Origin of the sequence: Citrobacter sp. RHB35-C17 (assembly GCF_013816795.1) — a bacterium.
Lineage (GTDB): Bacteria > Pseudomonadota > Gammaproteobacteria > Enterobacterales > Enterobacteriaceae > Citrobacter_A > Citrobacter_A amalonaticus.
Genome location: NZ_CP057150.1, coordinates 2009283 through 2032964, shown reverse-complemented (window position 1 = coordinate 2032964; position 23682 = coordinate 2009283). Strand labels below are relative to the sequence as shown.

Annotated in this window: 22 protein-coding genes and 1 pseudogene; 13 read left to right on the top strand and 10 right to left on the bottom strand. The window is 53.4% G+C overall.

Annotation, left to right across the window (positions count from 1 at the left end):
- Positions 1–64 precede the first annotated feature (64 nt).
- A complete protein-coding gene (locus HVZ37_RS09605) occupies positions 65–1372 on the top strand; it encodes a rhodanese-like domain-containing protein (protein WP_054176627.1) in 1308 nt (435 codons plus the stop codon).
- 39 nt (positions 1373–1411) lie between these two features.
- Here the strand turns inward: HVZ37_RS09605 and HVZ37_RS09600 are convergent, their stop codons facing one another.
- Together HVZ37_RS09600 and HVZ37_RS09595 are read right to left on the bottom strand one after the other, a co-directional pair.
- Positions 1412–2029 carry a CDP-alcohol phosphatidyltransferase family protein gene (locus tag HVZ37_RS09600; protein ID WP_061070203.1) on the bottom strand — a complete coding sequence of 206 codons (618 nt, stop codon included), beginning with the start codon at positions 2027–2029 and terminating at the stop codon, positions 1412–1414.
- Entirely contained in the window at positions 2022–2591 is a 570-nt protein-coding gene (locus tag HVZ37_RS09595; RefSeq protein ID WP_044254855.1) for a carboxymuconolactone decarboxylase family protein, read from the bottom strand. Before HVZ37_RS09595 ends, HVZ37_RS09600 begins: the two co-directional genes overlap by 8 nt.
- A gap of 78 nt (positions 2592–2669) precedes the next feature.
- Between HVZ37_RS09595 and HVZ37_RS09590 the strand changes: the two genes are divergently transcribed.
- Positions 2670–3083, top strand: coding sequence for a pyrimidine (deoxy)nucleoside triphosphate diphosphatase (locus tag HVZ37_RS09590; RefSeq protein WP_044327844.1), 414 nt, complete (start codon positions 2670–2672; stop codon positions 3081–3083).
- Here the strand turns inward: HVZ37_RS09590 and HVZ37_RS09585 are convergent.
- Positions 3043–3288, bottom strand: a complete 246-nt coding sequence (locus HVZ37_RS09585; RefSeq protein WP_230324161.1) for a YnjH family protein — start codon at positions 3286–3288, stop codon at positions 3043–3045. The two genes, HVZ37_RS09590 and HVZ37_RS09585, sit on opposite strands and share 41 nt — an antisense overlap.
- Positions 3289–3555: 267 nt before the next feature.
- Between HVZ37_RS09585 and gdhA the strand changes: the two genes are divergently transcribed.
- A complete protein-coding gene (gene gdhA, locus HVZ37_RS09580; protein ID WP_044254857.1) occupies positions 3556–4899 on the top strand; it encodes an NADP-specific glutamate dehydrogenase in 1344 nt (447 codons plus the stop codon).
- A 16-nt stretch (positions 4900–4915) separates the two neighbouring features.
- Here the strand turns inward: gdhA and topB are convergent, their stop codons facing one another.
- From topB to HVZ37_RS09565, 3 genes are all read right to left on the bottom strand, one after another.
- Positions 4916–6862 (bottom strand): DNA topoisomerase III, encoded by a 1947-nt coding sequence (gene topB / locus HVZ37_RS09575; protein WP_043000912.1) that lies wholly within the window; start codon positions 6860–6862, stop codon positions 4916–4918.
- 4 nt (positions 6863–6866) lie between these two features.
- The gene (gene selD / locus HVZ37_RS09570; RefSeq protein WP_043000913.1) at positions 6867–7910 is read right to left on the bottom strand and encodes a selenide, water dikinase SelD; all 1044 of its coding nucleotides are present in this window, start codon (positions 7908–7910) and stop codon (positions 6867–6869) included.
- A gap of 116 nt (positions 7911–8026) precedes the next feature.
- Positions 8027–8578: an NAD(P)H nitroreductase gene (locus tag HVZ37_RS09565; RefSeq protein ID WP_043000914.1), complete on the bottom strand. Its 552-nt coding sequence runs from the start codon at positions 8576–8578 to the stop codon at positions 8027–8029.
- Positions 8579–8743: 165 nt separating this feature from the next.
- On the opposite strand from HVZ37_RS09565, the gene sppA reads away from it, so the two are divergent.
- The 4 genes from sppA to yajD all read left to right on the top strand — a co-directional run bounded on the left by sppA (position 8744) and on the right by yajD (position 13715).
- Positions 8744–10600: a signal peptide peptidase SppA gene (gene sppA / locus HVZ37_RS09560; protein WP_099434083.1), complete on the top strand. Its 1857-nt coding sequence runs from the start codon at positions 8744–8746 to the stop codon at positions 10598–10600.
- A 55-nt stretch (positions 10601–10655) separates the two neighbouring features.
- The gene (ansA, locus tag HVZ37_RS09555; RefSeq protein ID WP_043000916.1) at positions 10656–11672 is read left to right on the top strand and encodes an asparaginase; all 1017 of its coding nucleotides are present in this window, start codon (positions 10656–10658) and stop codon (positions 11670–11672) included.
- A 10-nt stretch (positions 11673–11682) separates the two neighbouring features.
- Positions 11683–12324 carry a bifunctional nicotinamidase/pyrazinamidase gene (gene pncA, locus HVZ37_RS09550; protein WP_061070207.1) on the top strand — a complete coding sequence of 214 codons (642 nt, stop codon included), beginning with the start codon at positions 11683–11685 and terminating at the stop codon, positions 12322–12324.
- 1046 nt (positions 12325–13370) lie between these two features.
- Positions 13371–13715 (top strand): HNH nuclease YajD, encoded by a 345-nt coding sequence (gene yajD / locus HVZ37_RS09545; protein WP_042319478.1) that lies wholly within the window; start codon positions 13371–13373, stop codon positions 13713–13715.
- Positions 13716–13769: 54 nt separating this feature from the next.
- Here yajD and HVZ37_RS09540 read toward each other — a convergent pair whose 3' ends face one another.
- Together HVZ37_RS09540 and msrB are read right to left on the bottom strand one after the other, a co-directional pair.
- A complete protein-coding gene (locus HVZ37_RS09540) occupies positions 13770–14045 on the bottom strand; it encodes a YeaC family protein (RefSeq protein WP_043000919.1) in 276 nt (91 codons plus the stop codon).
- 41 nt (positions 14046–14086) lie between these two features.
- Positions 14087–14500, bottom strand: coding sequence for a peptide-methionine (R)-S-oxide reductase MsrB (gene msrB, locus HVZ37_RS09535; protein WP_043000920.1), 414 nt, complete (start codon positions 14498–14500; stop codon positions 14087–14089).
- 343 nt (positions 14501–14843) lie between these two features.
- On the opposite strand from msrB, the gene gapA reads away from it, so the two are divergent.
- Both gapA and HVZ37_RS09525 read left to right on the top strand, forming a co-directional pair.
- Positions 14844–15839 carry a glyceraldehyde-3-phosphate dehydrogenase gene (gene gapA, locus HVZ37_RS09530; RefSeq protein WP_043000921.1) on the top strand — a complete coding sequence of 332 codons (996 nt, stop codon included), beginning with the start codon at positions 14844–14846 and terminating at the stop codon, positions 15837–15839.
- Between the two features lie 85 nt (positions 15840–15924).
- Positions 15925–16809, top strand: a complete 885-nt coding sequence (locus tag HVZ37_RS09525; RefSeq protein ID WP_043000922.1) for a D-hexose-6-phosphate mutarotase — start codon at positions 15925–15927, stop codon at positions 16807–16809.
- A gap of 106 nt (positions 16810–16915) precedes the next feature.
- Here the strand turns inward: HVZ37_RS09525 and HVZ37_RS09520 are convergent, their stop codons facing one another.
- A complete protein-coding gene (locus HVZ37_RS09520) occupies positions 16916–17770 on the bottom strand; it encodes an aldo/keto reductase (RefSeq protein WP_090049962.1) in 855 nt (284 codons plus the stop codon).
- 250 nt (positions 17771–18020) lie between these two features.
- On the opposite strand from HVZ37_RS09520, the pseudogene HVZ37_RS23105 reads away from it, so the two are divergent.
- Both HVZ37_RS23105 and HVZ37_RS09515 read left to right on the top strand, forming a co-directional pair.
- Positions 18021–18374: pseudogene (locus tag HVZ37_RS23105) on the top strand (hypothetical protein).
- Complete coding sequence (locus HVZ37_RS09515; protein ID WP_090049961.1) at positions 18374–18877, top strand: YbjP/YqhG family protein; 504 nt, start codon at positions 18374–18376, stop codon at positions 18875–18877. Before HVZ37_RS23105 ends, HVZ37_RS09515 begins: the two are co-directional and overlap by 1 nt.
- Before the next feature lie 68 nt (positions 18878–18945).
- On the opposite strand, the gene HVZ37_RS09510 is transcribed toward HVZ37_RS09515, so the two are convergent.
- Positions 18946–19692 (bottom strand): MipA/OmpV family protein, encoded by a 747-nt coding sequence (locus HVZ37_RS09510; protein WP_181628376.1) that lies wholly within the window; start codon positions 19690–19692, stop codon positions 18946–18948.
- 444 nt (positions 19693–20136) lie between these two features.
- Between HVZ37_RS09510 and yeaG the strand changes: the two genes are divergently transcribed.
- Positions 20137–22071, top strand: coding sequence for a protein kinase YeaG (yeaG, locus tag HVZ37_RS09505; protein ID WP_043000926.1), 1935 nt, complete (start codon positions 20137–20139; stop codon positions 22069–22071).
- A 204-nt stretch (positions 22072–22275) separates the two neighbouring features.
- Complete coding sequence (locus HVZ37_RS09500) at positions 22276–23559, top strand: YeaH/YhbH family protein (protein ID WP_043000927.1); 1284 nt, start codon at positions 22276–22278, stop codon at positions 23557–23559.
- Positions 23560–23682 lie beyond the last annotated feature (123 nt).

Sequence of the window (23682 nt, the reverse complement as noted above, 5' to 3'; positions counted from 1 at the left end):
GCAAAGTTTTTCCGCTACCGCGAGCACAGAATGGCGCCTCCTTATCTCAACGTCGGGCAATTCGATGAAACGTGTTTCTCAAATGACCGCGCTGGCTCTGGCTTTAGGGCTCGCTTGCGCTTCCACCTGGGCTGCTGATATGGCGCAGGTACTTAACTTCCAACAACTGGCGCAAAAACAGGGTACGGCTATCGATACCCGTCCCTCCGCGTTTTATAATGGCTGGCCACAGTCACTAAACGGTCCGTCCGGACACGAACCTTCCGCCCTCAACCTCTCTGCCCGCTGGCTTGATACCATGAGCGACGAACAGCTCGCGACCTGGATCCAACAGCATCAACTGAAGGCCGACGCCCCTGTCGCGCTGTACGGCAACGACAGCGACGTGCAGGCGGTGAAAAACCGGCTGAAAAAGGCTGGACTGCAACAGGTTGCCACGCTGAGCGACGCGTTGCAGGATCCGGCGCGTCTGCAACGACTGCCGCATTTCGAGCAACTGGTTTATCCGCAGTGGCTGCATGACCTGCAACAGGGTAAAGCGGTTACCGCGAAACCGGCCGGCGACTGGAAAGTGATAGAAGCCGCCTGGGGCGCGCCGAAGTTTTATCTGCTCAGCCATATTCCAGGCGCGGATTACATCGACACCAACGAGGTGGAAAGTGAACCGCTGTGGAACAAAGTGCCTGATGACAGTCTGAAAGCGATGCTGGCGAAACACGGTATCCGTCATGACACGACGGTGATCCTGTACGGACGCGATGTTTACGCGGCCGCGCGGGTGGCGCAGATCATGCTGTATGCCGGAGTGAAAGACGTGCGTCTGCTCGATGGCGGCTGGCAGACCTGGTCCGACGCCGGGCTGCCGGTCGAGCGCGGCACGCCTGCGAAAGTTAAACCGGAGCCCGATTTTGGCGTGACCATTCCGGCGCAACCCCAGCTGATGCTTAATATGGAACAGGCGCGCGGACTGTTGCACCGTCAGGATGCGTCGCTGGTCAGTATTCGCTCCTGGCCAGAATTTATCGGCACCACCAGCGGCTACAGCTATATCAAGCCAAAAGGTGAAATTGCCGGGGCGCGCTGGGGACATGCCGGTAGCGACTCGACGCATATGGAAGATTTCCATAACCCGGACGGCACCATGCGCAGCGCAGATGACATCGCCAGCATGTGGAAGCAGTGGCACATTCTGCCGGATCAGCACGTCGCCTTTTACTGTGGCACCGGCTGGCGCGCGTCAGAGACGTTTATGTACGCCCGGGCGATGGGCTGGAAAAACGTCTCGGTTTATGACGGCGGATGGTACGAATGGAGCAAAGACCCGAAAAACCCGGTCTCCGCAGGTGAGCGCGGCCCGGACAGCAGTCTGTAATGGATTGCCGGATGGCGGCGCTTGCGCGCCATCCGGCGTTCACTGTTGTAACCCCTTCAGCGTCAGATAACCATTCCAGACGCGGGTCAACGTCGTCATCCAGCACAGTGTGCCGAAGATCCACGCCAGCACGGCAAACTTCTCCGGGAAAAGACACGCCAGTACAAACACCAGGATCGTTTCCGTTCCCTCGGTCAATCCCCCCAGATAATAAAACGATTTATGCGCATAGCCGGGGTTGTCGATATTGTGCTTCGCGGCCAGCGCGGCAAAGGCGAGAAAACTGCTGCCGGTGCCGATAAACGCAAACAACAGCCAGCTCCCTGCCAGCGCATTCTGCTGTGGGTCGGCCAGAATGAAGCCGAACGGCACCAGCGCGTAAAACAGAAAATCGAGAGAGATATCAAGAAAACCGCCCGCATCGGTCAATCCTCTGCGTCGCGCCAGCGCGCCGTCAAGCCCGTCCAGCAGACGATTCAGGACAATCGCCACCAGCGCCGCCAGATACCAGCCCAGCGCCAGAAACGGCAACGCCAGTACGCCGAGGCCAAACCCAACCAGCGTCAGACCGTCCGGGGAAACCCCTGGCCTGTCGAGCACGCCTGCGCAACGGTGAAGCAGCGGTTTAAGCCGTGGATGCAGATGCCGGTCAAGCACGCGGCGCTCCTTTGAGACTGTCGCACAGTCCCTGCGAAGGAATATCCAGCGCGGCATTGAAACGCGCCGAGAGGTTCTGAAAAGCCAACAGCGCGGTCATCTCGCTAATAACGTCATCGCTGAAATGCTGCTTCATTTGTGCTTTCAGGGCATCATCTACCCGCGGTGGCGTGGCGGTCACCGCGTCAGCATAAGCCAGCGCAACGCGCTCTTCTGGTGTAAAAAGCGACGATGCCTGCCAGTCCGCCACGGCCAGCACTTTGTCCATCGCGCCGCTACGCTCTGCCAGTCGCAGGCTGTTGGCATCCACGCAGAATGCGCAGTGGCAGACCTGCGACACGCGCGTCATCAATAATGCCCGCATCACCGGCGTCAGACGCGCACGTTTACGCTCAAGAAACCCGACAAACAGCGCCACCAGCCAGAACAAAAACGGCATCCGCCCCCACCAGCGCGTCGGATGTAATACCTCTCCGTAGTGTTTTCTTTGCGTCATCACGAGAGGATTGAGACTGGCGGGGAGACGGGTCAACGGCGTTACCCACGGTTGCGGATCGTTCAAGGCAGACTCCTGGGACTTCAGGTCAATCAAAGATGACGATAGTATGTCACTTTCTGCTGTTGAACATTGACGAATATGATGAAAACCCTCGACGTTGTTGCCGCGATTATTGAACGTGATGGCAAAATTTTGCTCGCCCAGCGCCCGCCGCAGGCGGATCAGGCAGGTTTATGGGAATTTGCCGGTGGCAAAGTGGAAGCGGGCGAAACGCAGCCGCAGGCGCTGGTCCGCGAACTGCGCGAAGAGTTAGGCATTGAGGCCACGGTGGGGCGCTATATTGCCAGCCACCAGCGTGAAGTCTCCGGGCGGTTGATTCATCTGCATGCCTGGCATGTCCCGGCGTTCAGCGGAGAAATGATGGCGCATGAGCACCAGCAACTGGTGTGGTGCGAGCCGCACGTCGCGCTGGACTATTCGCTCGCCCCCGCTGATATTCCGCTACTTAACGCCTTTATGGTTTTACGCGACGCCAGACCAGCGGATTCGTACTGAGCGTTTTCTCGTCGCGCTGGCACTGCAACAGCACGCCATCGGCTTTAATTACCGCCCCTTCTGAATAATTCTGATCCTGATAAATGCAGCACTGATTACAGGGCTGCGCGCGCTGTCCACCGGAACTGAAGACCTCCGGCGGCACGTTCACCTGCACATCCGGGCGAAGGTTTTGGTTCGCCAGGCTGGATAAAGAGAGTGTCATCAACGCTGCCGCTATCGCGATAAAACGCATAGGGTTTCCTTACTATTTCGGGTCTGTTCTTAGTATAACGGTAACCCGCGCGGGAAACTTTACTCTCTTCTGTCATCGCTTTTCGTTATGACAGCCGTCTGGTTATTAATTTGTCTGGCACCGGCATTTTTTTCTTGCTATCCGTCACATTCCTGATGGTATAGTCAAAAACTGCAAACACATATCCACAAAAAACACAATTACAACCACATTTAAATATAAGAGGTTTTTATATCTATGGATCAGACATGCTCTCTGGAATCATTCCTCAACCATGTACAAAAGCGCGACCCGAATCAAACCGAGTTCGCGCAAGCCGTCCGTGAAGTTATGACCACCCTGTGGCCATTCATTGAGCAAAACCCGCGCTATCGTGAAATGTCGTTGCTGGAACGGTTGGTTGAGCCAGAGCGTGTGATTCAGTTCCGTGTCGTGTGGCTGGACGATCGTAATCAGGTCCAGGTTAACCGCGCCTGGCGCGTGCAGTTCAACTCGGCGATTGGCCCGTACAAAGGCGGGATGCGCTTCCACCCTTCCGTTAACCTGTCGATCCTGAAGTTTCTCGGCTTTGAGCAAACCTTTAAAAACGCACTGACCACCCTGCCGATGGGCGGTGGTAAAGGCGGTAGCGATTTTGATCCGAAAGGCAAAAGTGAAGGCGAAGTGATGCGTTTCTGTCAGGCGCTGATGACGGAACTGTACCGTCATTTGGGTCCGGATACTGACGTTCCTGCCGGTGATATCGGCGTGGGTGGCCGTGAAGTGGGCTTTATGGCCGGGATGATGCGTAAGCTCTCCAACAACAGCGCCTGCGTGTTTACCGGCAAAGGGCTCTCCTTCGGCGGCAGTCTGATCCGTCCGGAAGCAACCGGTTACGGTCTGGTCTACTTCACCGAAGCGATGCTCAAGCGTCATGGTCTGGGCTTTGAAGGGATGCGCGTAGCGGTTTCCGGTTCCGGTAACGTGGCGCAGTTCGCCATTGAAAAAGCGATGGAATTTGGCGCTCGCGTGGTGACGGCCTCCGACTCCAGCGGCACCGTCGTGGATGAAAGCGGCTTTACGAAAGAGAAACTGGCGCGTCTGTGCGAAATTAAAGCCAGCCGTGACGGCCGCGTGGCGGACTACGCCCGTGAGTTTGGCCTGACCTATATGGAAGGCAAACAGCCGTGGTCAGTGCCGGTCGATATCGCACTGCCGTGTGCCACACAGAACGAGCTCGACGTCGAAGCGGCTCGCGTGCTGATTGCTAACGGCGTGAAAGCGGTGGCGGAAGGGGCAAACATGCCAACCACCATCGAAGCGACCGATCTGTTCCTCGAAGCCGGCGTGCTGTTTGCACCGGGCAAAGCGGCGAACGCCGGTGGCGTTGCCACCTCCGGCCTGGAAATGGCACAGAACGCGGCGCGTCTGAGCTGGAAGGCGGAGAAAGTGGATGCCCGTCTGCACCACATCATGCTGGATATTCACCATGCCTGCGTCGAGTACGGCGGTGAAAGCAAACAGACCAACTATGTCCGTGGGGCGAACATCTCTGCCTTCGTGAAGATTGCCGACGCCATGTTTGGTCAGGGTGTGATTTAAGTCCCCCCAAACCGAATTACAGGCCCGCCTCTGCTGATGGCGGGCTTTTTTTCGCCGCACGTTTACGAGGCGCGCTCTTCTTCTTCTCTCCACCATCACCACCAGGCGCAACAATGCCACGGAAGCGACGCACCGGCGTACTGCGCGCCTGATCGATCAATTGATACAGCGTGCCCACCAGCGGCTGCATGAAATCCTGATAGCGGCACTGCTTTTCGCTGATTTGCGTCAGAATTGACTCCCAGTGGGCAGTCATGTCCGGACGGGTCGCCATCTCCGGCAGCGAGTGGAACAGCGCTTTCCCGGCATCGGTTGAGTGGATATAGCGCCCTTTTTTGACCAGAAAACCGCGCTTAAACAGCAGTTCGATGATCCCGGCGCGGGTGGCCTCGGTGCCCAGCCCGTCCGTTGCACGGAGGATCTTTTTCAGATCTTTATCCTGCACGAAGCGCGCAATCCCGGTCATCGCCGACAGCAGCGTGGCATCGGTAAAATGGCGTGGCGGCTGGGTCTGACGTTCAACCACTTCGCCCTTTTCACACAGCAGTTCATCGTCTTTCGCCACCACCGGCAGCGGCGTGCCGTCGTTCTCTTCATCCCGCTCTTTACTGCCCAGCAGCGTTCGCCAGCCCGCTTCGGCAAGGAATCGGGCCTTAGCGACGAATTTACCCTTCGCGATATCCAGTTCAATCACGCATTTACGGAATACCGCATCCGGGCAAAATTGCATCAGGTATTGACGGGCTACCAGGTTATACACCTTCGCTTCATTGTCCGTCAGAGTGATACTGTTGCTGCGTGCAGTAGGAATAATGGCGTGGTGAGCATCAACCTTTTTATCATCCCAGCAGCGATTACGGGTATCGGGATTTACCGCCGGTTGCGGCAGCAGATCCGGCGCATGCACGCCGATGGCGTTCATTACCGCATGCCGTCCAGCGAAGTGCTCTTCCGGCAGATAGCGACAGTCAGAACGCGGATAGGTAATCAGCTTGTGGGTTTCATACAGCTTCTGGCAGATGTCGAGCACGTTCTGCGCGCTCAGGCCAAAGCGTTTCGCCGCTTCAATCTGTAAAGCTGACAGCGAGAACGGCAACGGCGCAGATTCTGATTCCCGTTTATCGTTATAGCTGGTGACTATCGCCGGTTGGCCGTTGATGCGGTTGACCACATGCTCCGCCAGCGGACGGTGTAACAATCGTCCCTCTTCGTCCTGATACGGTTCGCACGCTTCGCTCGGCTGCCAGATCGCGGTGAAGCGTTCCTCTGCAGGGGTCACGATATGTGCTTTCACTTCAAAAAAATCTTTGGCAACGAAGTTTTCGATCTCTTCATCGCGTCGGACAACCAGCCCGAGTACCGGCGTTTGTACGCGCCCGACGGAGAGCACCCCCTGATAACCGGCGTTACGCCCGAGAATGGTATACGCACGGGTCATGTTGATGCCGTACAGCCAGTCCGCGCGGGCACGGGCCAGCGCCGACACGCATAACGGCACAAATTCGCTGTTTGAGCGCAGACGTTCAATCGCACGTTCAACGGCCTGTGGGTTGAGATCGTTAATCAGACAGCGCTGCACCTGCTGACGCTTTTCCGGCGCCAGTTGCAGGTAATCCAGCACCTCGTCCACCAGCAGTTGCCCCTCGCGATCCGGGTCTCCCGCATGGATAACCTCACTGGCCTCATGCAGAAAACGCTTAATCACGTTGAGCTGTTTGGTCACGGAAGGACGCGGCTGCAATTGCCACTTTTCCGGCACGATCGGCAGATCGGCCAGGTTCCAGCGCGCATAACGACTGTCATAGACATCAGGCTGCGCCTGTTCAAGCAGGTGACCAATACACCAGGTCACCACCTGGCCGTTACCACATTCAATAAAGCCATCGCCCTTACGGTGCGGTTTAGGCAACACATCAGCAATGGCGCGCGCCAGACTCGGCTTTTCGGCAATAAACAACCGCATTGGGTTAACGGATCTCAACCATGGCGCGACCGCCACGGGCTTCAACCAGCTCACCAATCGCCGTCAGGTCAATGCCAAACTCGGCGGCGGTGGCTTTCACTTCTTCTTCGGCCTCTGGCGTTACCGCCAGCAGCAGACCGCCGGACGTTTGCGGATCGCACAGCAGGGAGCGCACTGCCTGCGGCATTTCCCCCATCAGGTGGCCGTAGCTGGCAAAGTTACGCTCGGTGCCACCCGGCACAGCCCCCAGGCGGATGTACTCTTCGACGCCCGGCAGTTTAGGGATGTCCTGATAGCGGATCTGCGCCTGGACGCCTGCACCCTGGCACATCTCGCTGAGGTGGCCCAGCAGACCAAAGCCGGTGACATCGGTCATCGCTTTCACGCCGTCAATGTTGGCAAATGACGCTCCGGCAATGTTCATGCGACACATGACTTCCGTCGCCAGCCCCTGATGTTCAGGTTTTAGCAGCGACTTTTTCTCTGCAGTAGTCAACACGCCAATGCCTAGCGGTTTGGTCAGGAACAGTTTGCAACCGGCCTCGGCGGTGCTGTTTTTCTTCACCCGCTCAGTGGGAACAATGCCGGTGACGGCCAGACCGAAGATCGGCTCCGGCGCGTCAATCGAGTGGCCGCCCGCCAGCGCAATGCCCGCCTGACGACATGCAAAGCGTCCGCCTTCAGTCACCTCACGGGCGATTTCCGGCGACAGCTTGCTGATAGGCCAGCCCAGGATCGCGATCGCCATAATCGGTTTGCCGCCCATCGCGAAAATATCGCTGATGGCGTTGGTCGCCGCAATGCGGCCAAAATCAAACGGATTATCGACAATCGGCATAAAGAAGTCGGTGGTACTGATGACGCTGGTACCATTGCCCAGATCGTACACCGCCGCGTCGTCACGGGTTTCATTTCCCACAAGCAGGTTCGGGTCGACAAACTTCGCCTGCTCGCTGTGCAGGATGGTTTCCAGCACTTTCGGGGAAATTTTACAACCGCAACCCGCTCCGTGGCTGTACTGTGTTAAACGAATAGCATGCTCGCTCATGGACATCTCCTGTCATTGCAATCGGGCTATGGTAGCGCTCATTCCATGACGTGATAAGAGAGAGTGTCCGAATTCCGGCGTCTTTGCTCAGAATCCAGACAGTTTTGCCTGATTAACTAAAATTTCGTCACGAAAGGTGCGGTATCCGGCACGCTAATGGTGGTGGAGGCTTTCAGTTGCGGTGTGCCGAGATAAAGAAATCCGACAATTTTATCCTGTGGGCGACAGTCAAACGCGTCGCGCACCACCGGACTGTCGGTTAAGGCTCCGCTACGCCAGATCCCGCCGAAGCCCTGTGCGATAGCCGCCATTTGCATCGCCATCACTGCACAGCCTGCAGACATTTCCTGCTCCCAGACCGGGACCTTATGATTTTCATCGCATTTTGCGACCACGGTGATGATAAGAGGCGCGCGAAACGGAGCGCTACGCGCTTTTTCGATCCCTTTTTCATCACTTCCGGCGGCAATCGCCCCCTTTTCCAGCACCGCGCTGAAGCGTTCGCGCCCCTCGCCTTCGATAACGAAGAAGTGCCACGGTTGCAGGGTCTTATGATCCGGCGCGCGCATGCCCGCACGGAGAATATTTTGCAGTTGCTCACCGGCAGGTGCAGGCTCGGCCAGGCGAGAAGCGCTACGGCGGTTAACAAGTAATTCAAGTGCATCCATTTGGTTAACTCCTGTCAGGGTGAATATTCACAAAATTAACACGAGAGCAGATTTTGTTACAGCGCCGACAGTGATTCCTGCTGACAAGAGACGGCAGGGTCATTAGGATAGCCACATCTCATACACCTGACTCAGGTGTAGTATTGGTAACGGTAGGGAGAATACATGCGAACCCTGTGGCGATTCATTGCCGGTTTTTTTAAATGGACGTGGCGACTGCTTAATTTTGTCCGCGAGATGGTGCTTAACCTGTTCTTTATCTTCCTTGTCCTGGTGGGTGTCGGGATCTGGATGCAGGTCAGCAGCAATAACACCAGCGATAAAGTCGGTCGCGGTGCCCTGATGTTAGATATTTCCGGGGTGATCGTCGATAAGCCGTCCAGTACCAGTCGTCTTGGCGCTCTTAGCCGTCAACTGCTCGGTGCCAGTTCCGACCGCTTACAGGAAAACTCCCTGTTCGATATCGTCAATACCATTCGTCAGGCCAAAGACGATCGCAATATCACCGGTATTGTGATGGACCTGAAAAACTTCGCCGGTGCCGATCAGCCGTCAATGCAGTATATCGGTAAAGCGCTGCGTGAATTCCGCGACAGCGGTAAGCCAGTCTATGCCGTTGGCGATAATTTTAGTCAGGGTCAGTATTACCTTGCCAGCTTCGCCAATAAAATCTGGCTTTCGCCGCAGGGTTCCGTTGATATCCACGGTTTTGCCACTAACGGACTGTATTACAAATCCCTGCTGGATAAGCTGAAAGTGTCGACGCATGTGTTCCGCGTGGGCACTTATAAATCTGCCGTCGAGCCGTTTATTCGTGACGACATGTCGCCTGCGGCGCGGGAAGCAGACAGCCGCTGGATTGGCGAGCTGTGGCAGAACTACCTGAATACCATTGCCGCCAACCGTCAAATCCCGGCAGAGCAGGTCTTCCCTGGCGCTCAGGGCGTGCTTGATGCGCTGACGAAAGCCGATGGCGATACGGCGAAGTATGCGCTCGACAGCAAACTGGTCGACGCCCTGCTTTCCAGTGCCGAAGTGGAAAAAGCGCTGACGAAAGAGTTTGGCTGGAGTAAGGCAGAGAATAACTATCGCGCGATCAGCTACTACGATTACACGCTTAATCCGCCTGCGGATACGGGCAGCGCCATCGGCGTGGTCTTTGCCAACGGAGCCATCATGGATGGTGAAGAAACACCGGGGAATGTCGGCGGAGATACCACCGCTGCACAAATTCGTGATGCGCGCCTGGATCCGAAAGTGAAAGCCATCGTTCTGCGCGTCAACAGCCCTGGCGGTAGCGTGACGGCGTCGGAAGTGATTCGTTCGGAACTGGCCGCTGCACGTGCTGCCGGTAAACCGGTGGTCGTATCGATGGGCGGAATGGCCGCCTCTGGCGGCTACTGGATCTCTACGCCTGCCAGTTACATTGTGGCCAACCCGAGCACGCTGACCGGTTCGATTGGTATCTTCGGCGTGATTAATACCGTTGAGAACAGCCTTGACTCAATCGGCGTACACACCGACGGCGTTGCCACGTCACCGCTGGCCGATATTTCGCTGACTAAAGCCCTGCCGCCTGAAGCGCAGCAGATGATGCAGTTGAGCATTGAGAATGGCTATAAGCGCTTTATCACCCTGGTGGCGCAGGCACGTAAATCCACACCTGAGCAGATTGATAAAATCGCACAGGGCCACGTCTGGACGGGTCAGGACGCCAAAGCGAACGGCCTGGTCGACAGCCTGGGTGACTTCGATGATGCGGTGGCTAAAGCGGCTGAACTGGCGAAACTCAAAGAGTGGCATATCGACTATTATCAGGATGAGCCAACCTTCTTTGATATGATCATGGACGGTATGTCAGGTTCTGTCCGCGCCATGCTGCCACAAGCGATTCAGGCGATGCTCCCCGCGCCGCTGGCCTCAGCGGCCAGTACGGTCAAAGCGGAAGGTGATAAGCTCGCCGCGTTCAACGATCCGCAAAACCGTTATGCGTTCTGTCTGACCTGCGCGAACGTGCGTTAATCCTCACGCCCTCTTCCTGCGAAGAGGGCTTTTCTCTGAGCGACAAGATACTAGCATGCAGAAGAAATCGATTTACGTTGCCTATACCGGCGGGACCATTGGTATGCAGCGCTCCGAACAGGGTTACATTCCGGTCTCCGGACACCTTCAGCGCCAGCTGGCGCTGATGCCTGAATTCCATCGTCCTGAAATGCCCGACTTCACCATTCATGAATATGCCCCGCTGATGGATTCGTCAGATATGACGCCGGAAGACTGGCAGCATATCGCCGATGACATCAAAACCCATTACGATGAGTACGATGGTTTTGTGATCCTACATGGTACCGACACCATGGCGTTTACCGCCTCTGCGCTCTCGTTCATGCTGGAGAATTTGGGTAAACCGGTGATTGTGACAGGGTCACAAATCCCGCTGGCGGAGCTGCGTTCTGACGGACAAATCAATCTTCTCAACGCACTTTACGTCGCGGCAAATTATCCGATCAACGAAGTCACGCTGTTTTTTAACAACCGTCTGTTTCGCGGCAACCGCACGACAAAAGCGCATGCCGACGGTTTTGACGCTTTCGCCTCCCCTAACCTCCAGCCGCTGCTGGAAGCGGGTATCCACATCCGCCGTCTGGGGACGCCGCTGGCTCCCCGTAGTGAAGGCGAGCTGATTGTTCACCCGATCACGCCACAACCCATTGGGGTCGTCACCATTTATCCGGGGATCTCCGCCGATGTGGTGCGCAACTTCCTGCGCCAGCCGGTAAAAGCGCTAATTCTGCGTTCCTACGGCGTCGGCAATGCGCCGCAAAATAAAGAGTTCCTGAAAGAACTTAGCGAAGCCAGCGAGCGCGGCATCGTGGTTGTGAACCTCACGCAGTGCATGTCGGGGAAAGTGAACATGGGCGGTTATGCCACTGGCAATGCTCTGGCGCATGCTGGCGTCGTTGGCGGTGCTGATATGACCGTAGAAGCAACACTGACCAAACTGCATTATCTGCTCAGCAAAGGGCTGGATACGGATGCGATTCGCGAGGCGATGACGCAAAACCTGCGTGGCGAACTCACGCCGGACGACTAAGGAGGATCGAATGACACACCGTGCGCTGTTACTGGTCGATTTACAAAACGATTTCTGCGCCGGCGGCGCGCTGGCGGTCCCGGAGGGCGACAGCACCGTTGATATCGCAAACCAGCTGATTGCAGGGTGCCAGACCCGCGGTGATGCGGTCCTCGCAAGCCAGGACTGGCACCCTGCGAACCACGGGAGCTTCGCCAGTCAGCATCGGGCAGAACCTTACAGCCAGGGTCAACTCGACGGCTTGCCGCAAACCTTCTGGCCCGATCACTGCGTGCAGAATACGGACGGCGCGGCGTTTCATCCGTTGCTGAACCGCAAGGCAATAGAGGCCGTTTTTCATAAGGGCGAGAATCCGCTGGTCGACAGCTACAGCGCTTTTTTTGATAACGGACGTCGGCAGACAACCGGACTCGACGCGTGGCTTCGCCAGCATGACGTGCATGAACTGATCGTCATGGGGCTGGCCACCGACTATTGTGTCAGGTTTACGGTGCTGGATGCTCTGCAACTGGGCTATACGGTGAATGTCATTACCGATGGCTGTCGCGGCGTGAACATTCAGCCACAGGACAGTGCCCATGCCTTTATGGAGATGGCAGCAGCAGGCGCTACGTTGTATACCCTCGCTGACTGGGAAGAAACTCAGCGTTAACAGTCTGTTTTGCTGGCCACTGAGTATTACGTTACCCGAGTGGCCATTTTCCCATAAGAAAATCGAAGTAAATTTCACCCCCCCTTAGCAAAAAGCAGGAAGGCAAAAAAACGCCATAAATGAAAGTTTTTATATTGAATCGCAGTATTAGCGATAGCAACCAGACAGACTGGAATATAAATCAGAAATAGAAACTCGATAATTAGCCGAATCCAGTTTTCCGTAGGCAAACTGATTTGTTTTTCAAAATAAAATGTATGAGCTGATAAATGTATCTGGAGTAACAGCATATAAGGTATAACACCAGTTACCCAGCATACGAACCACAATGGACTATTGCCAGTAATCCAACGATAAAGTGCCTGCCTGCTTCTTTTTCTCATACAGTAGTAAACTCTATAACAGTCTGGAGACAGAAAGAAATGTAACTTAAGATACCTTTAATTACTGCCAGCATGGCCAGAATTCGCCAGGCCATTGGCCCCTTATAATTTTTTATACTCATAGCCGTCGCCCATAACGTCAAAGGGGCTAAAGCAATTCCCAGACTTACAAAGATGTTCAAAATGAGCATACCGGTGAGGATATTCTCCCATCAGCCACTTTAAGGAAATATTATAACTTCGTTTGATGATATTCACCTTGCTGATTTATATATTACCTGAGTCTGTTATAAGAATGACATATTAAAATGAGGAAGATTCATTTCAACTTCTGATTTCGGACTTGCAGACATCGAATATTTATTAAACGTCAACCAGCATATTAAAGATATCAGTGAGTAACGCGATGAGACGTTTGATCTTGTTGGCAGAATGCCTCTTGCACTGCGTATCTGTCGTATCCGCATTTCTGGGTTGTCTGGGCACATACGGAAACGCGCTCCGTCCAATGCGAATAATGCCCTGCATGTCCGCATGGGGCATTTTTTTCGTAAGCGGTGGGATGGGGTGTGTCACACGAAACGGGATCGGTTATGATGGCCCTAACCCGTTGCGTCAGCGTTTGACGCATCGTTTCATTTTCAACTGGAGGCATGGGATTGTATGGCTTTTATCCCTAAAAATTACGCCCGTCTGGAAGTAGGTTACCGGGAAAAGGCGCTGAAACTTTTCCCGTGGGTCTGCGGCCGCTGCTCCCGCGAGTTTGTTTACTCAAACCTTCGCGAACTGACGGTGCACCATATCGATCACGATCATTCCAATAACCCGGAAGATGGCAGCAACTGGGAAATGTTGTGCCTGTACTGCCACGATCATGAGCATTCCAAATATACGGAAGCCGACCAGTATGGTTCCACGGTTGTAGCGGGCGAGGATGCGCAAAAGAGCGTCGGCGAAGCCACGTACAACCCTTTCGCCGACCTGAAAGCCATGCTGAATAAAAAATAATCCGCCGCGTTAGCCCGGCAGTGCGACCAAATGCCGGGCTTCCACTGCGCGCTATCAGGATTTGAACGTCGCAATCGGTTCTGGCGTGATGCCGAAATCCACTTTCAGCTGCTGTTTGCTCTTCATCACCATCTGCCCATTGGTGTCGATCGTCATATGTTGCGCATCCGTATTGTGGCGCGCCTGCCAGAGCATCACCAGTTGCAGACTATTATCTTTTTGCTCCGGGGTCAGCGCGACGCCGTCCGGCCATTTTCCCAGTTCAACGGCGGTGGATAAACGCTGATACACTTCCGGCGTCATGCTGTTAATTATCTCATCAAGATTCATGATAAGTCCGCTCCTATGGAATAATTTGCTGAATCGTTTTTTCAACCTTTCGTCTGGGCACCGTTTTCGTCGTCGATGAAGCTCAGAGAAGCTGAATTGACACAGTAACGTTCGCCGGTGGGTTGCGGACCATCGGGGAAGACATGCCCCAGGTGCGCATCGCAGTTTCCACAGCGAATTTCAATGCGTTGCATACCGTGTGAAAAGTCCTTGATGTAACGAATCGACTCTTCACTTACCGGCTCGTAGAAGCTCGGCCAGCCGCAGCCGGAATCGTATTTGGACTGGGAGGTAAACAGCGGCGCATCGCAGATCAAACAATGATAGACGCCGTCACGTTTGTTATGCAGTAACTGACCGGTAAACGGCGGTTCTGTACCGTGATTCTGCGTCACGTAGAACTGCATTTCAGACAGGTTTTTTTTCAGATCTTCTGCAGAAGGTTTGTTCGCCATTTTGCTCACATCTCACTTTTCATGACGCTGACATTGCGCGACAGATTCTAACAAAACATTAACACCTGAGTGCAGACTTTTGTTCTAAACTTGATCCTTGCGAAATGGCAGCTTGTGAATCGTGATGCGAATCACATTTTTATCTCGGTTGCCCTTTAAAATTCGGGGCGCCGCCCCCATGTGGTTTCAAGCCCAATGGAAGAGTGAGGCGAGTCAGCCGTGCAAAGCTTGTACAGAGGATTGATTTGTCGCAATGATTGACACGATTCCGCTTGACGCTGCGTAAGGTTTTTGTAATTTTACAGGCAACCTTTTATTCACTAACAAATAGCTGGTGGAATATATGACTATCAAAGTAGGTATCAACGGTTTTGGCCGTATCGGTCGCATTGTTTTCCGTGCTGCTCAGAAACGTTCTGACATCGAGATCGTTGCAATCAACGACCTGTTAGACGCTGATTACATGGCTTACATGCTGAAATATGACTCCACTCACGGCCGTTTCGACGGTACCGTTGAAGTGAAAGACGGTCATCTGATCGTTAACGGTAAAAAAATCCGTGTTACCGCTGAACGCGATCCGGCTAACCTGAAATGGGACGAAGTTGGTGTTGACGTAGTAGCTGAAGCGACCGGTATCTTCCTGACCGACGAGACTGCTCGTAAGCACATCACTGCTGGCGCGAAAAAAGTCGTACTGACTGGTCCGTCCAAAGATAACACCCCGATGTTTGTTAAAGGCGCTAACTTTGACAAATATGCTGGCCAGGACATCGTTTCCAACGCATCCTGCACCACCAACTGCCTGGCTCCGCTGGCTAAAGTCATCAACGACAACTTCGGCATCATCGAAGGTCTGATGACCACTGTTCACGCAACCACCGCTACTCAGAAAACTGTTGATGGCCCGTCTCACAAAGACTGGCGTGGCGGCCGTGGCGCGGCTCAGAACATCATCCCGTCCTCTACCGGTGCAGCTAAAGCTGTAGGTAAAGTACTGCCAGAACTGAATGGCAAACTGACTGGTATGGCGTTCCGTGTTCCGACTCCGAACGTATCCGTTGTTGACCTGACCGTTCGTCTGGAAAAAGCGGCTTCTTACGAAGACATTAAGAAAGCCATCAAAGCAGCTTCCGAAGGCCCGATGAAAGGCGTTCTGGGTTACACCGAAGACGACGTTGTATCTACCGATTTCAACGGCGAAGTTTGCACTTCCGTGTTCGATGCTAAAGCAGGTATCGCTCTGAACGACAACTTCGTGAAACTGGTTTCCTGGTACGACAACGAAACTGGTTACTCAAACAAAGTTCTGGACCTGATCGCTCACATCTCCAAATAAGTTGAGATGAGAATCTGATCTAAAAAGGCGACTTCGGTCGCCTTTTTTTATGGCTTTTCGCTACGGTTGAATCAAGGATTGCATCATGATTAATAAAATTTTTGCACTTCCAGTCATTGAACATATTACCCCTGTCCTCTCCCGCCGTCAGCTTGACGAGCTGGACCTGATCGTCGTCGACCACCCGCAGGTAAAAGCGTCTTTTGCGTTACAGGGCGCGCACCTACTCTCCTGGAAACCAGCCGGAGAAGAAGAGGTTCTGTGGCTGAGCAACAACACTCCGTTTAAAAATGGCATCGCGCTGCGCGGCGGCGTGCCGATTTGCTGGCCGTGGTTTGGTCCGGCGGCACAGCAAGGACTGCCTTCTCACGGCTTTGCCCGTAACCTGCCGTGGACGCTGAAAGCACATAATGAAGACGACAACGGCGCAGTGCTGACGTTTGAACTGCAAAGCACTGAAGAGACACTGAAACTGTGGCCACATGATTTCACCCTGCTGGCGCGCTTTAAAGTAGGCAAAACCTGTGAGATTGAGCTTGAAGCGCACGGTGAATTTGAAACGACCTCTGCACTGCATACCTATTTCAACGTTGGCGATATCGCGACGGTGAAAGTCAGCGGCCTGGGCGATCGTTTCATCGATAAAGTGAATGATGCGAAAGAAGACGTCCTGACTGATGGCGTACAGGCGTTTCCGGATCGTACTGACCGTGTCTATCTGAACCCGGAAGCCTGCAGCGTGATTCACGATGCCGCACTGAACCGTAACATCGACGTTGTACATCATCACCACCTCAACGTGGTCGGCTGGAACCCTGGCCCGGCGCTGTCTGTGAGCATGGGCGATATGCCGGATGATGGCTATAAAACCTTTGTGTGCGTAGAAACGGCGTATGCCACCGCCGCACAGAAGGCCACCGAAGAAAAACCTTCTCGCCTGGCGCAAACCATTCGCGTTGCGAAGCGCTAAGCATGATTGTGGTTGAGATGTCACAGGCCTGACAGGTCGTCATCTGGCATTGTTTGCCGGATGGCGATGCCAGCGCATCTTATCCGGCCAACGAGTCAAAACCTCATCAGACCATATCCAGCGCCGTTTTGCCTCTCGGCGCGGGATACGCCTTATCCAGTGCGGCGAGTTCCTGAGCGGAAAGCGTGATGCTCAGCGCCGCCGCATTTTGCTGTACATGCTCCACACTTGCCGCTTTTGGAATCGCCATCACTCCGTGATGACTGATGACCCACGCCAGCAGGATCTGCGCAACTGATGCATTGTGCGCATGCGCAATCTCATTGACCACCGGATGATTCAATAAACCGCTGCGTAAACGTCCGGCCTGCGCCAACGGGCTGTAAGCCATTACGGGAAGCTGATGTTGCTGACACCACGGTAATAAATCGTATTCAATGCCGCGTGAAGCCAGATGATACAGCACCTGATTGGTCGCACACTGCCTGCCGCCCGGAATCTGCCACAGCGCCTGCATATCGTCGACGTCAAGATTGGACACTCCCCAGCGACGAATTTTACCCTGAGCCATCAGGGTTTCCATCGACTTGACCGTCTCGGCGAAGGAGAAGTTGCCTGACCAGTGCAATAAATAGAGATCCAGATAGTCGGTTTTCAGACGACGCAGACTGGCCTCACAGGCGGCAATCGCTTTTTGCCCACCCGCGTTCCATGGGTAAACCTTCGACACCAGGAACACGTGTTCACGCAGTCCGTTGAGCGCCTCACCGACCACCTCTTCCGCTCCGCCATCGGCATACATTTCAGCGGTATCGATGAGCGTTAGCCCCAGATCCACGCCCGCGCGAAGTGCAGACACTTCCGCCCGGCGGTGACCGGCATTTTCACCCATGTACCATGTCCCCTGCCCGATCGCAGGTAGAACAACTCCACCAGCGAAGACAACCTGTTTATCTGTCATCACGTTCTCCTTAGTTGTGCACCACCGTAATGCAAAACAGGGCGCAAGTGCCCTGTTTTGATGCACAGATTGCACTCTCAGGGCTCAGTTAAAACTTAGGCATATTCACACTTCCAGGGAAGCGCAATTTATGTTGGACAATATTTTTCAGGAGCATCCCCATAATACCACCCGGCACAAAATGACTAACCCTGCTAATTAATAAAGGTGTCTATTGGTTATTCCACATGTTTACTATGGATAATACTTTATGGGATGGAATACCAGGAATGCTGGAAACTAGGCAAAAAACCACGCCGAACCGGGTCCAACCAATAACTGCGCAACATACGTGCGTAGAGCAATTCAGGCGGGCGGAGTTATTGTGACCAATACACATAATGCTAAAGATGACGGCTCGATACTGGAGGCGGCTGGCTTTAGAAAAATTGCACCGACACACGACGCTGGCGTTATCCAGCCATAAAAAGGCGGACATGCCGCTGGCCACATGGCGATATTCGATGGTCAGGACTGGTACTCTGACTTCAAACAAAGGGACTTCTGGGGAGGACCTGGCTATCGCTCATCGAAACCGCCTTATCAAATGTACAGGAAAAAGTAATGCGCCTCTTTTTTGTCGTATCCATGGTGTATTTACTCGCGTCCTGCGTTTCAGGAGGCGATGATGCCGAAAAACGCGTAGCTAATTTTTATCGCTACTATTTACCTGTTTTTGCCAATAGCCCCGGCAAAATAAAGCCAGATCCTGAGAAAATGCATGATTACGTCTCCCGCGAAACGTTAATTCAACTTGATGTTATTTCACATATTTATGAACAAGAAATCATCGACACTGACTATTATACGTACGCGCAGGACTATTCGGTCGACTGGATCCCTTTATTGAAGGTGGGCAAAGCACAAGACGTTGACGGTAGTAAATACGTTACGGTTTGGCTTGGATGCGAAAACGACAGAACCTATCAGATAGGCGTCTATCTGAAGAAAGAAGACAGGAGATGGAAAATCTACAGAGTCAAAAACATCACCGATGGCTATGAGCACTTTATATTTGACAGGCAGGCTATTGAAAAAGCAAAGCGACATGCCAAAGAGGTCGAATGACTCAGTGACAAAAAAGCCCGCACTGCGGGCTTTGTGGCTTTTATCGATCGCACTATGATAATGCACAATCAGAACTTATAGGTGATCCCGGTTGAAATCAGGCCAGTCCAGGATTTATCCACCATCGGGCTGTCGGTAATTTCATCAGACAGACGGGTGTAGCGTGCGGTACCGTAAACGCTCCAGTCACCGAGGAAGTTGTAGTTCGCGCTCAGTTCCAGGTACGGATTCCAGCTATCGTCCGGGTTGTAACCCCGCATACCACTGCGTGAGGATTCTTTACGTGACACGCCGTAGTAGTAGTCGTTCTGATTTTCACTGTTCCACTCCACACCGATACCCGGCGTCAGGGTCAGGCCGCCGTTGGTATAGCGATACAGCCAGGCCAGATCCCAGGCGATGCCGTTACTGTTGTCCAGCGTATCCCCGGCGAGCGTGGTGCGCAGGAAACCATATTCGGTATGGTGAGAGTATGATAAGCCCGCCATCATGGTGCTTTTACGCTTATCAAGACGACGCATCTGACGATCGTCGCTGTCACCCGGTTTGAAATACATCGGGGACCAGTAAGCGGTGATCGACAATTTGTCGGCGGCGTCGTTCCACAGGTAGTACCCACCACCCAGACCACGGAACCAGAAGTTATCGCCTTCGTAATTAATCACCGGAACCGGATAAACATCCGCGTCGTAATCTTTATATGGGTGTTCAACCACACCAACGCCAGCGCCAAGCGTCAGGTTGCTTTCAGCATGCACCACGGTAGCAGACGATGCGATTAACACGCCAAGTGCCAGAAGTTTGAGTTTGGTCACAATCCATCTTTCCTTTTTCAAATGTTCAGCGGCAAAAGTGTAACCGCCAATACGTTACAACCCAACCATTTTACAAATTAATGAAAGAATGTAACCGTCTAATTTTGCAGGCTGAGATGACACTTGGCTTACAGTGCGGTGAAAACGGTGTGATCTTCCACTGCATTATTTACATTTGCTATGCACTTTTTGCGGATGAGTTATTGATATGCCATTGAAAATCATTTGCGGGTGCATGCAAGTTTTGCAAATGCCATCTACGCTTTAGTTTAGAAGTTGTATCGCCGGGCACGTTGGTCTCACGCGGTGAAAGCTGGCATGAGAGTTGCTGTTTTTTTGATACGAGACAGTAAATGACGTCGTTCAGTCTACCTCTTCCGGGAGCCTCTACTATTCATATGAACGGCTCTTAACCTGTGCTAAAAAACGAAAGGACGGCATATCATGAATATATTCGATCACTATCGCCAGCGTTATGAAGCTGCCAAGGACGAAGAGTTCACACTGCAGGAGTTTCTTACCACTTGTCGGCAAGATCGCAGTGCTTATGCCAACGCGGCAGAACGGCTATTGATGGCTATTGGTGAACCCGTCATGGTCGACACTGCCCAGGAACCCCGGCTTTCTCGCCTCTTCTCGAACCGGGTCATTGCACGTTACCCGGCATTTGAAGAGTTTTACGGCATGGAAGACGCGATCGAACAGATTGTCTCTTATCTGAAACACGCGGCTCAGGGGCTGGAAGAGAAGAAACAGATCCTGTATCTGTTGGGGCCTGTAGGGGGCGGGAAGTCATCGCTTGCCGAACGACTGAAATCGTTGATGCAGCGTGTCCCGATTTATGTGCTGAGCGCCAACGGTGAACGCAGCCCGGTGAACGATCATCCGTTGTGCCTGTTTAATCCGCAGGAAGATACCCAGATTCTGGAAAAAGAATACGGTATTCCGCGCCGTTATCTCGGCACCATTATGTCACCGTGGGCGGCCAAACGCCTGCATGAGTTTGGTGGGGATATCACCAAATTCCGCGTGGTGAAAGTGTGGCCGTCGATTCTTGCGCAAATCGCGATTGCCAAAACGGAACCGGGCGATGAGAACAACCAGGACATTTCCGCGCTGGTCGGGAAAGTGGATATTCGTAAACTCGAACACCACGCTCAGAACGATCCGGACGCGTATGGCTATTCCGGCGCATTGTGCCGGGCCAACCAGGGGATCATGGAATTCGTCGAGATGTTCAAAGCACCGATTAAAGTGCTGCATCCACTGCTGACCGCCACTCAGGAAGGTAACTACAACGGCACTGAGGGGATCTCCGCCCTGCCGTTTAACGGCATCATTCTCGCCCACTCGAACGAATCGGAATGGGTGACGTTCCGTAACAACAAAAACAACGAAGCCTTCCTCGACCGTGTTTACATCGTGAAGGTACCGTACTGCTTACGCATTTCCGAAGAGATCAAAATCTACGAGAAATTGCTAAACCACAGCGAATTGACGCATGCGCCGTGCGCGCCGGGAACGCTGGAAACGCTGGCACGTTTCTCGATTCTCTCCCGCCTGAAAGATCCGGAAAACTCGAGTATCTATTCGAAAATGCGCGTCTATGATGGTGAGAGTCTGAAAGATACCGATCCGAAAGCGAAGTCGTATCAGGAATACCGCGACTACTCCGGCGTCGATGAAGGGATGAACGGTCTGTCGACCCGTTTCGCGTTTAAAATTCTCTCGCGCGTCTTTAACTTTGACCATGTCGAAGTCGCTGCGAACCCGGTTCATCTGTTCTATGTACTGGAACAGCAGATCGAGCGCGAACAGTTCCCGCAGGAGCAAGCTGAGCGTTATCTCGAGTTCCTGAAAGGCTATCTGATCCCGAAATACGCCGAGTTTATTGGTAAAGAGATCCAGACCGCCTATCTCGAGTCCTACTCGGAATACGGACAGAATATTTTCGACCGTTATGTCACGTATGCCGACTTCTGGATTCAGGATCAGGAATACCGCGATCCGGATACCGGTCAGCTGTTTGACCGTGAATCGCTGAACGCGGAGCTGGAGAAAATTGAGAAACCGGCGGGGATCAGCAACCCGAAAGATTTCCGTAATGAAATCGTCAACTTTGTGCTGCGTGCGAGAGCGAACAACAGCGGACGAAATCCGAACTGGACCAGCTATGAAAAACTGCGCACGGTCATTGAGAAAAAAATGTTCTCCAATACCGAAGAGCTGCTGCCGGTCATTTCGTTCAATGCCAAAACCTCGACCGATGAGCAGAAGAAACACGACGACTTTGTCGACCGGATGATGGAGAAAGGCTACACCCGTAAACAGGTGCGTTTACTGTGCGAATGGTATCTGCGCGTACGTAAATCGTCTTAACAGCATAAATGACCCGGAAGATTTTCTCCGTTTACCGGGCAAATAGTTCGTTTGTACGCGAAATCATTCAAGGTGTATCAAGGCGGCAAATGAGTGAATCCCCAGTCACGTACATAAGTACGTGACTGGGGTGAGCGAATGCAGCCACGCCGAGATAACGTGAAGGATGAAGCGTAAAGTTGGCAAATGCAGTACGGGGGGCATATGACCTGGTTCATTGACCGACGACTTAACGGCAAAAATAAGAGCACGGTTAACCGCCAGCGCTTTTTACGCCGTTATAAAGCACAAATTAAACAGTCGATCTCCGAGGCCATTAACAAGCGTTCGGTGACCGATGTAGACAGCGGTGAATCTGTCTCCATTCCGACGGAAGATATCAGCGAACCGATGTTTCATCAGGGGCGCGGCGGCCTGCGCCATCGCGTTCACCCAGGTAACGACCATTTCGTACAAAATGACCGTATCGAGCGTCCGCAGGGCGGAGGCGGCGGTTCAGGTAGCGGACAGGGCCAGGCCAGTCAGGACGGTGAAGGCCAGGATGAATTCGTCTTTCAGATCTCTAAAGACGAATACCTGGATCTGCTTTTCGAAGATTTAGCGCTGCCTAACCTGAAACAAAACCAGCAGCGCCAGCTTACGGAGTATAAAACGCACCGGGCGGGTTATACCGCCAACGGCGTTCCGGCCAATATCAGCGTCGTGCGTTCGCTGCAAAATTCTCTCGCCCGGCGCACGGCCATGACGGCCGGCAAACGACGCGAGTTACACGCGCTGGAACAGGATCTCGACACCATCAGCAAAAGCGAACCGGCGCAACTGCTGGAGGAGGAACGATTACGTAAAGAGATTGCTGAGCTGCGGGCCAAAATAGAACGCGTGCCGTTTATCGACACCTTCGACTTGCGCTACAAAAATTACGAGAAGCGTCCCGATCCGTCCAGCCAGGCGGTGATGTTCTGCCTGATGGACGTCTCCGGCTCCATGGATCAGTCGACAAAAGACATGGCCAAACGCTTTTATATTCTGCTCTACCTGTTTTTGAGCCGAACCTATAAGAATGTGGAAGTGGTCTATATTCGTCACCACACCCAGGCAAAAGAGGTCGATGAGCATGAGTTCTTCTACTCTCAGGAAACCGGGGGAACCATTGTTTCCAGCGCCCTGAAGTTGATGGATGACGTTGTGAAAGAACGTTACGATCCTGCGCAGTGGAACATCTACGCCGCACAGGCATCGGATGGGGATAACTGGGCAGATGACTCTCCGCTGTGCCATGAGATTCTGGCGAAGAAACTGCTGCCGGTGGTTCGTTACTACAGTTATATCGAAATTACCCGCCGCGCGCATCAAACCCTGTGGCGCGAATATGAACATCTGCAAGCCACGTTTGATAATTTTGCAATGCAACATATTCGCGATCAGGATGATATTTACCCGGTGTTCCGCGAACTTTTTCATAAACAAGGTGCCACCAGCACCAATTAAACGACAGCCAGCCAGGAAAATAATCTCCTGGCTGGTTCATTTCATGCCTTTTGCACTCCATATCCCCGCTGGCCGGTAGGTTGCACCTGTGACGTATGATAAAATAGATTATCTGACCTGGAG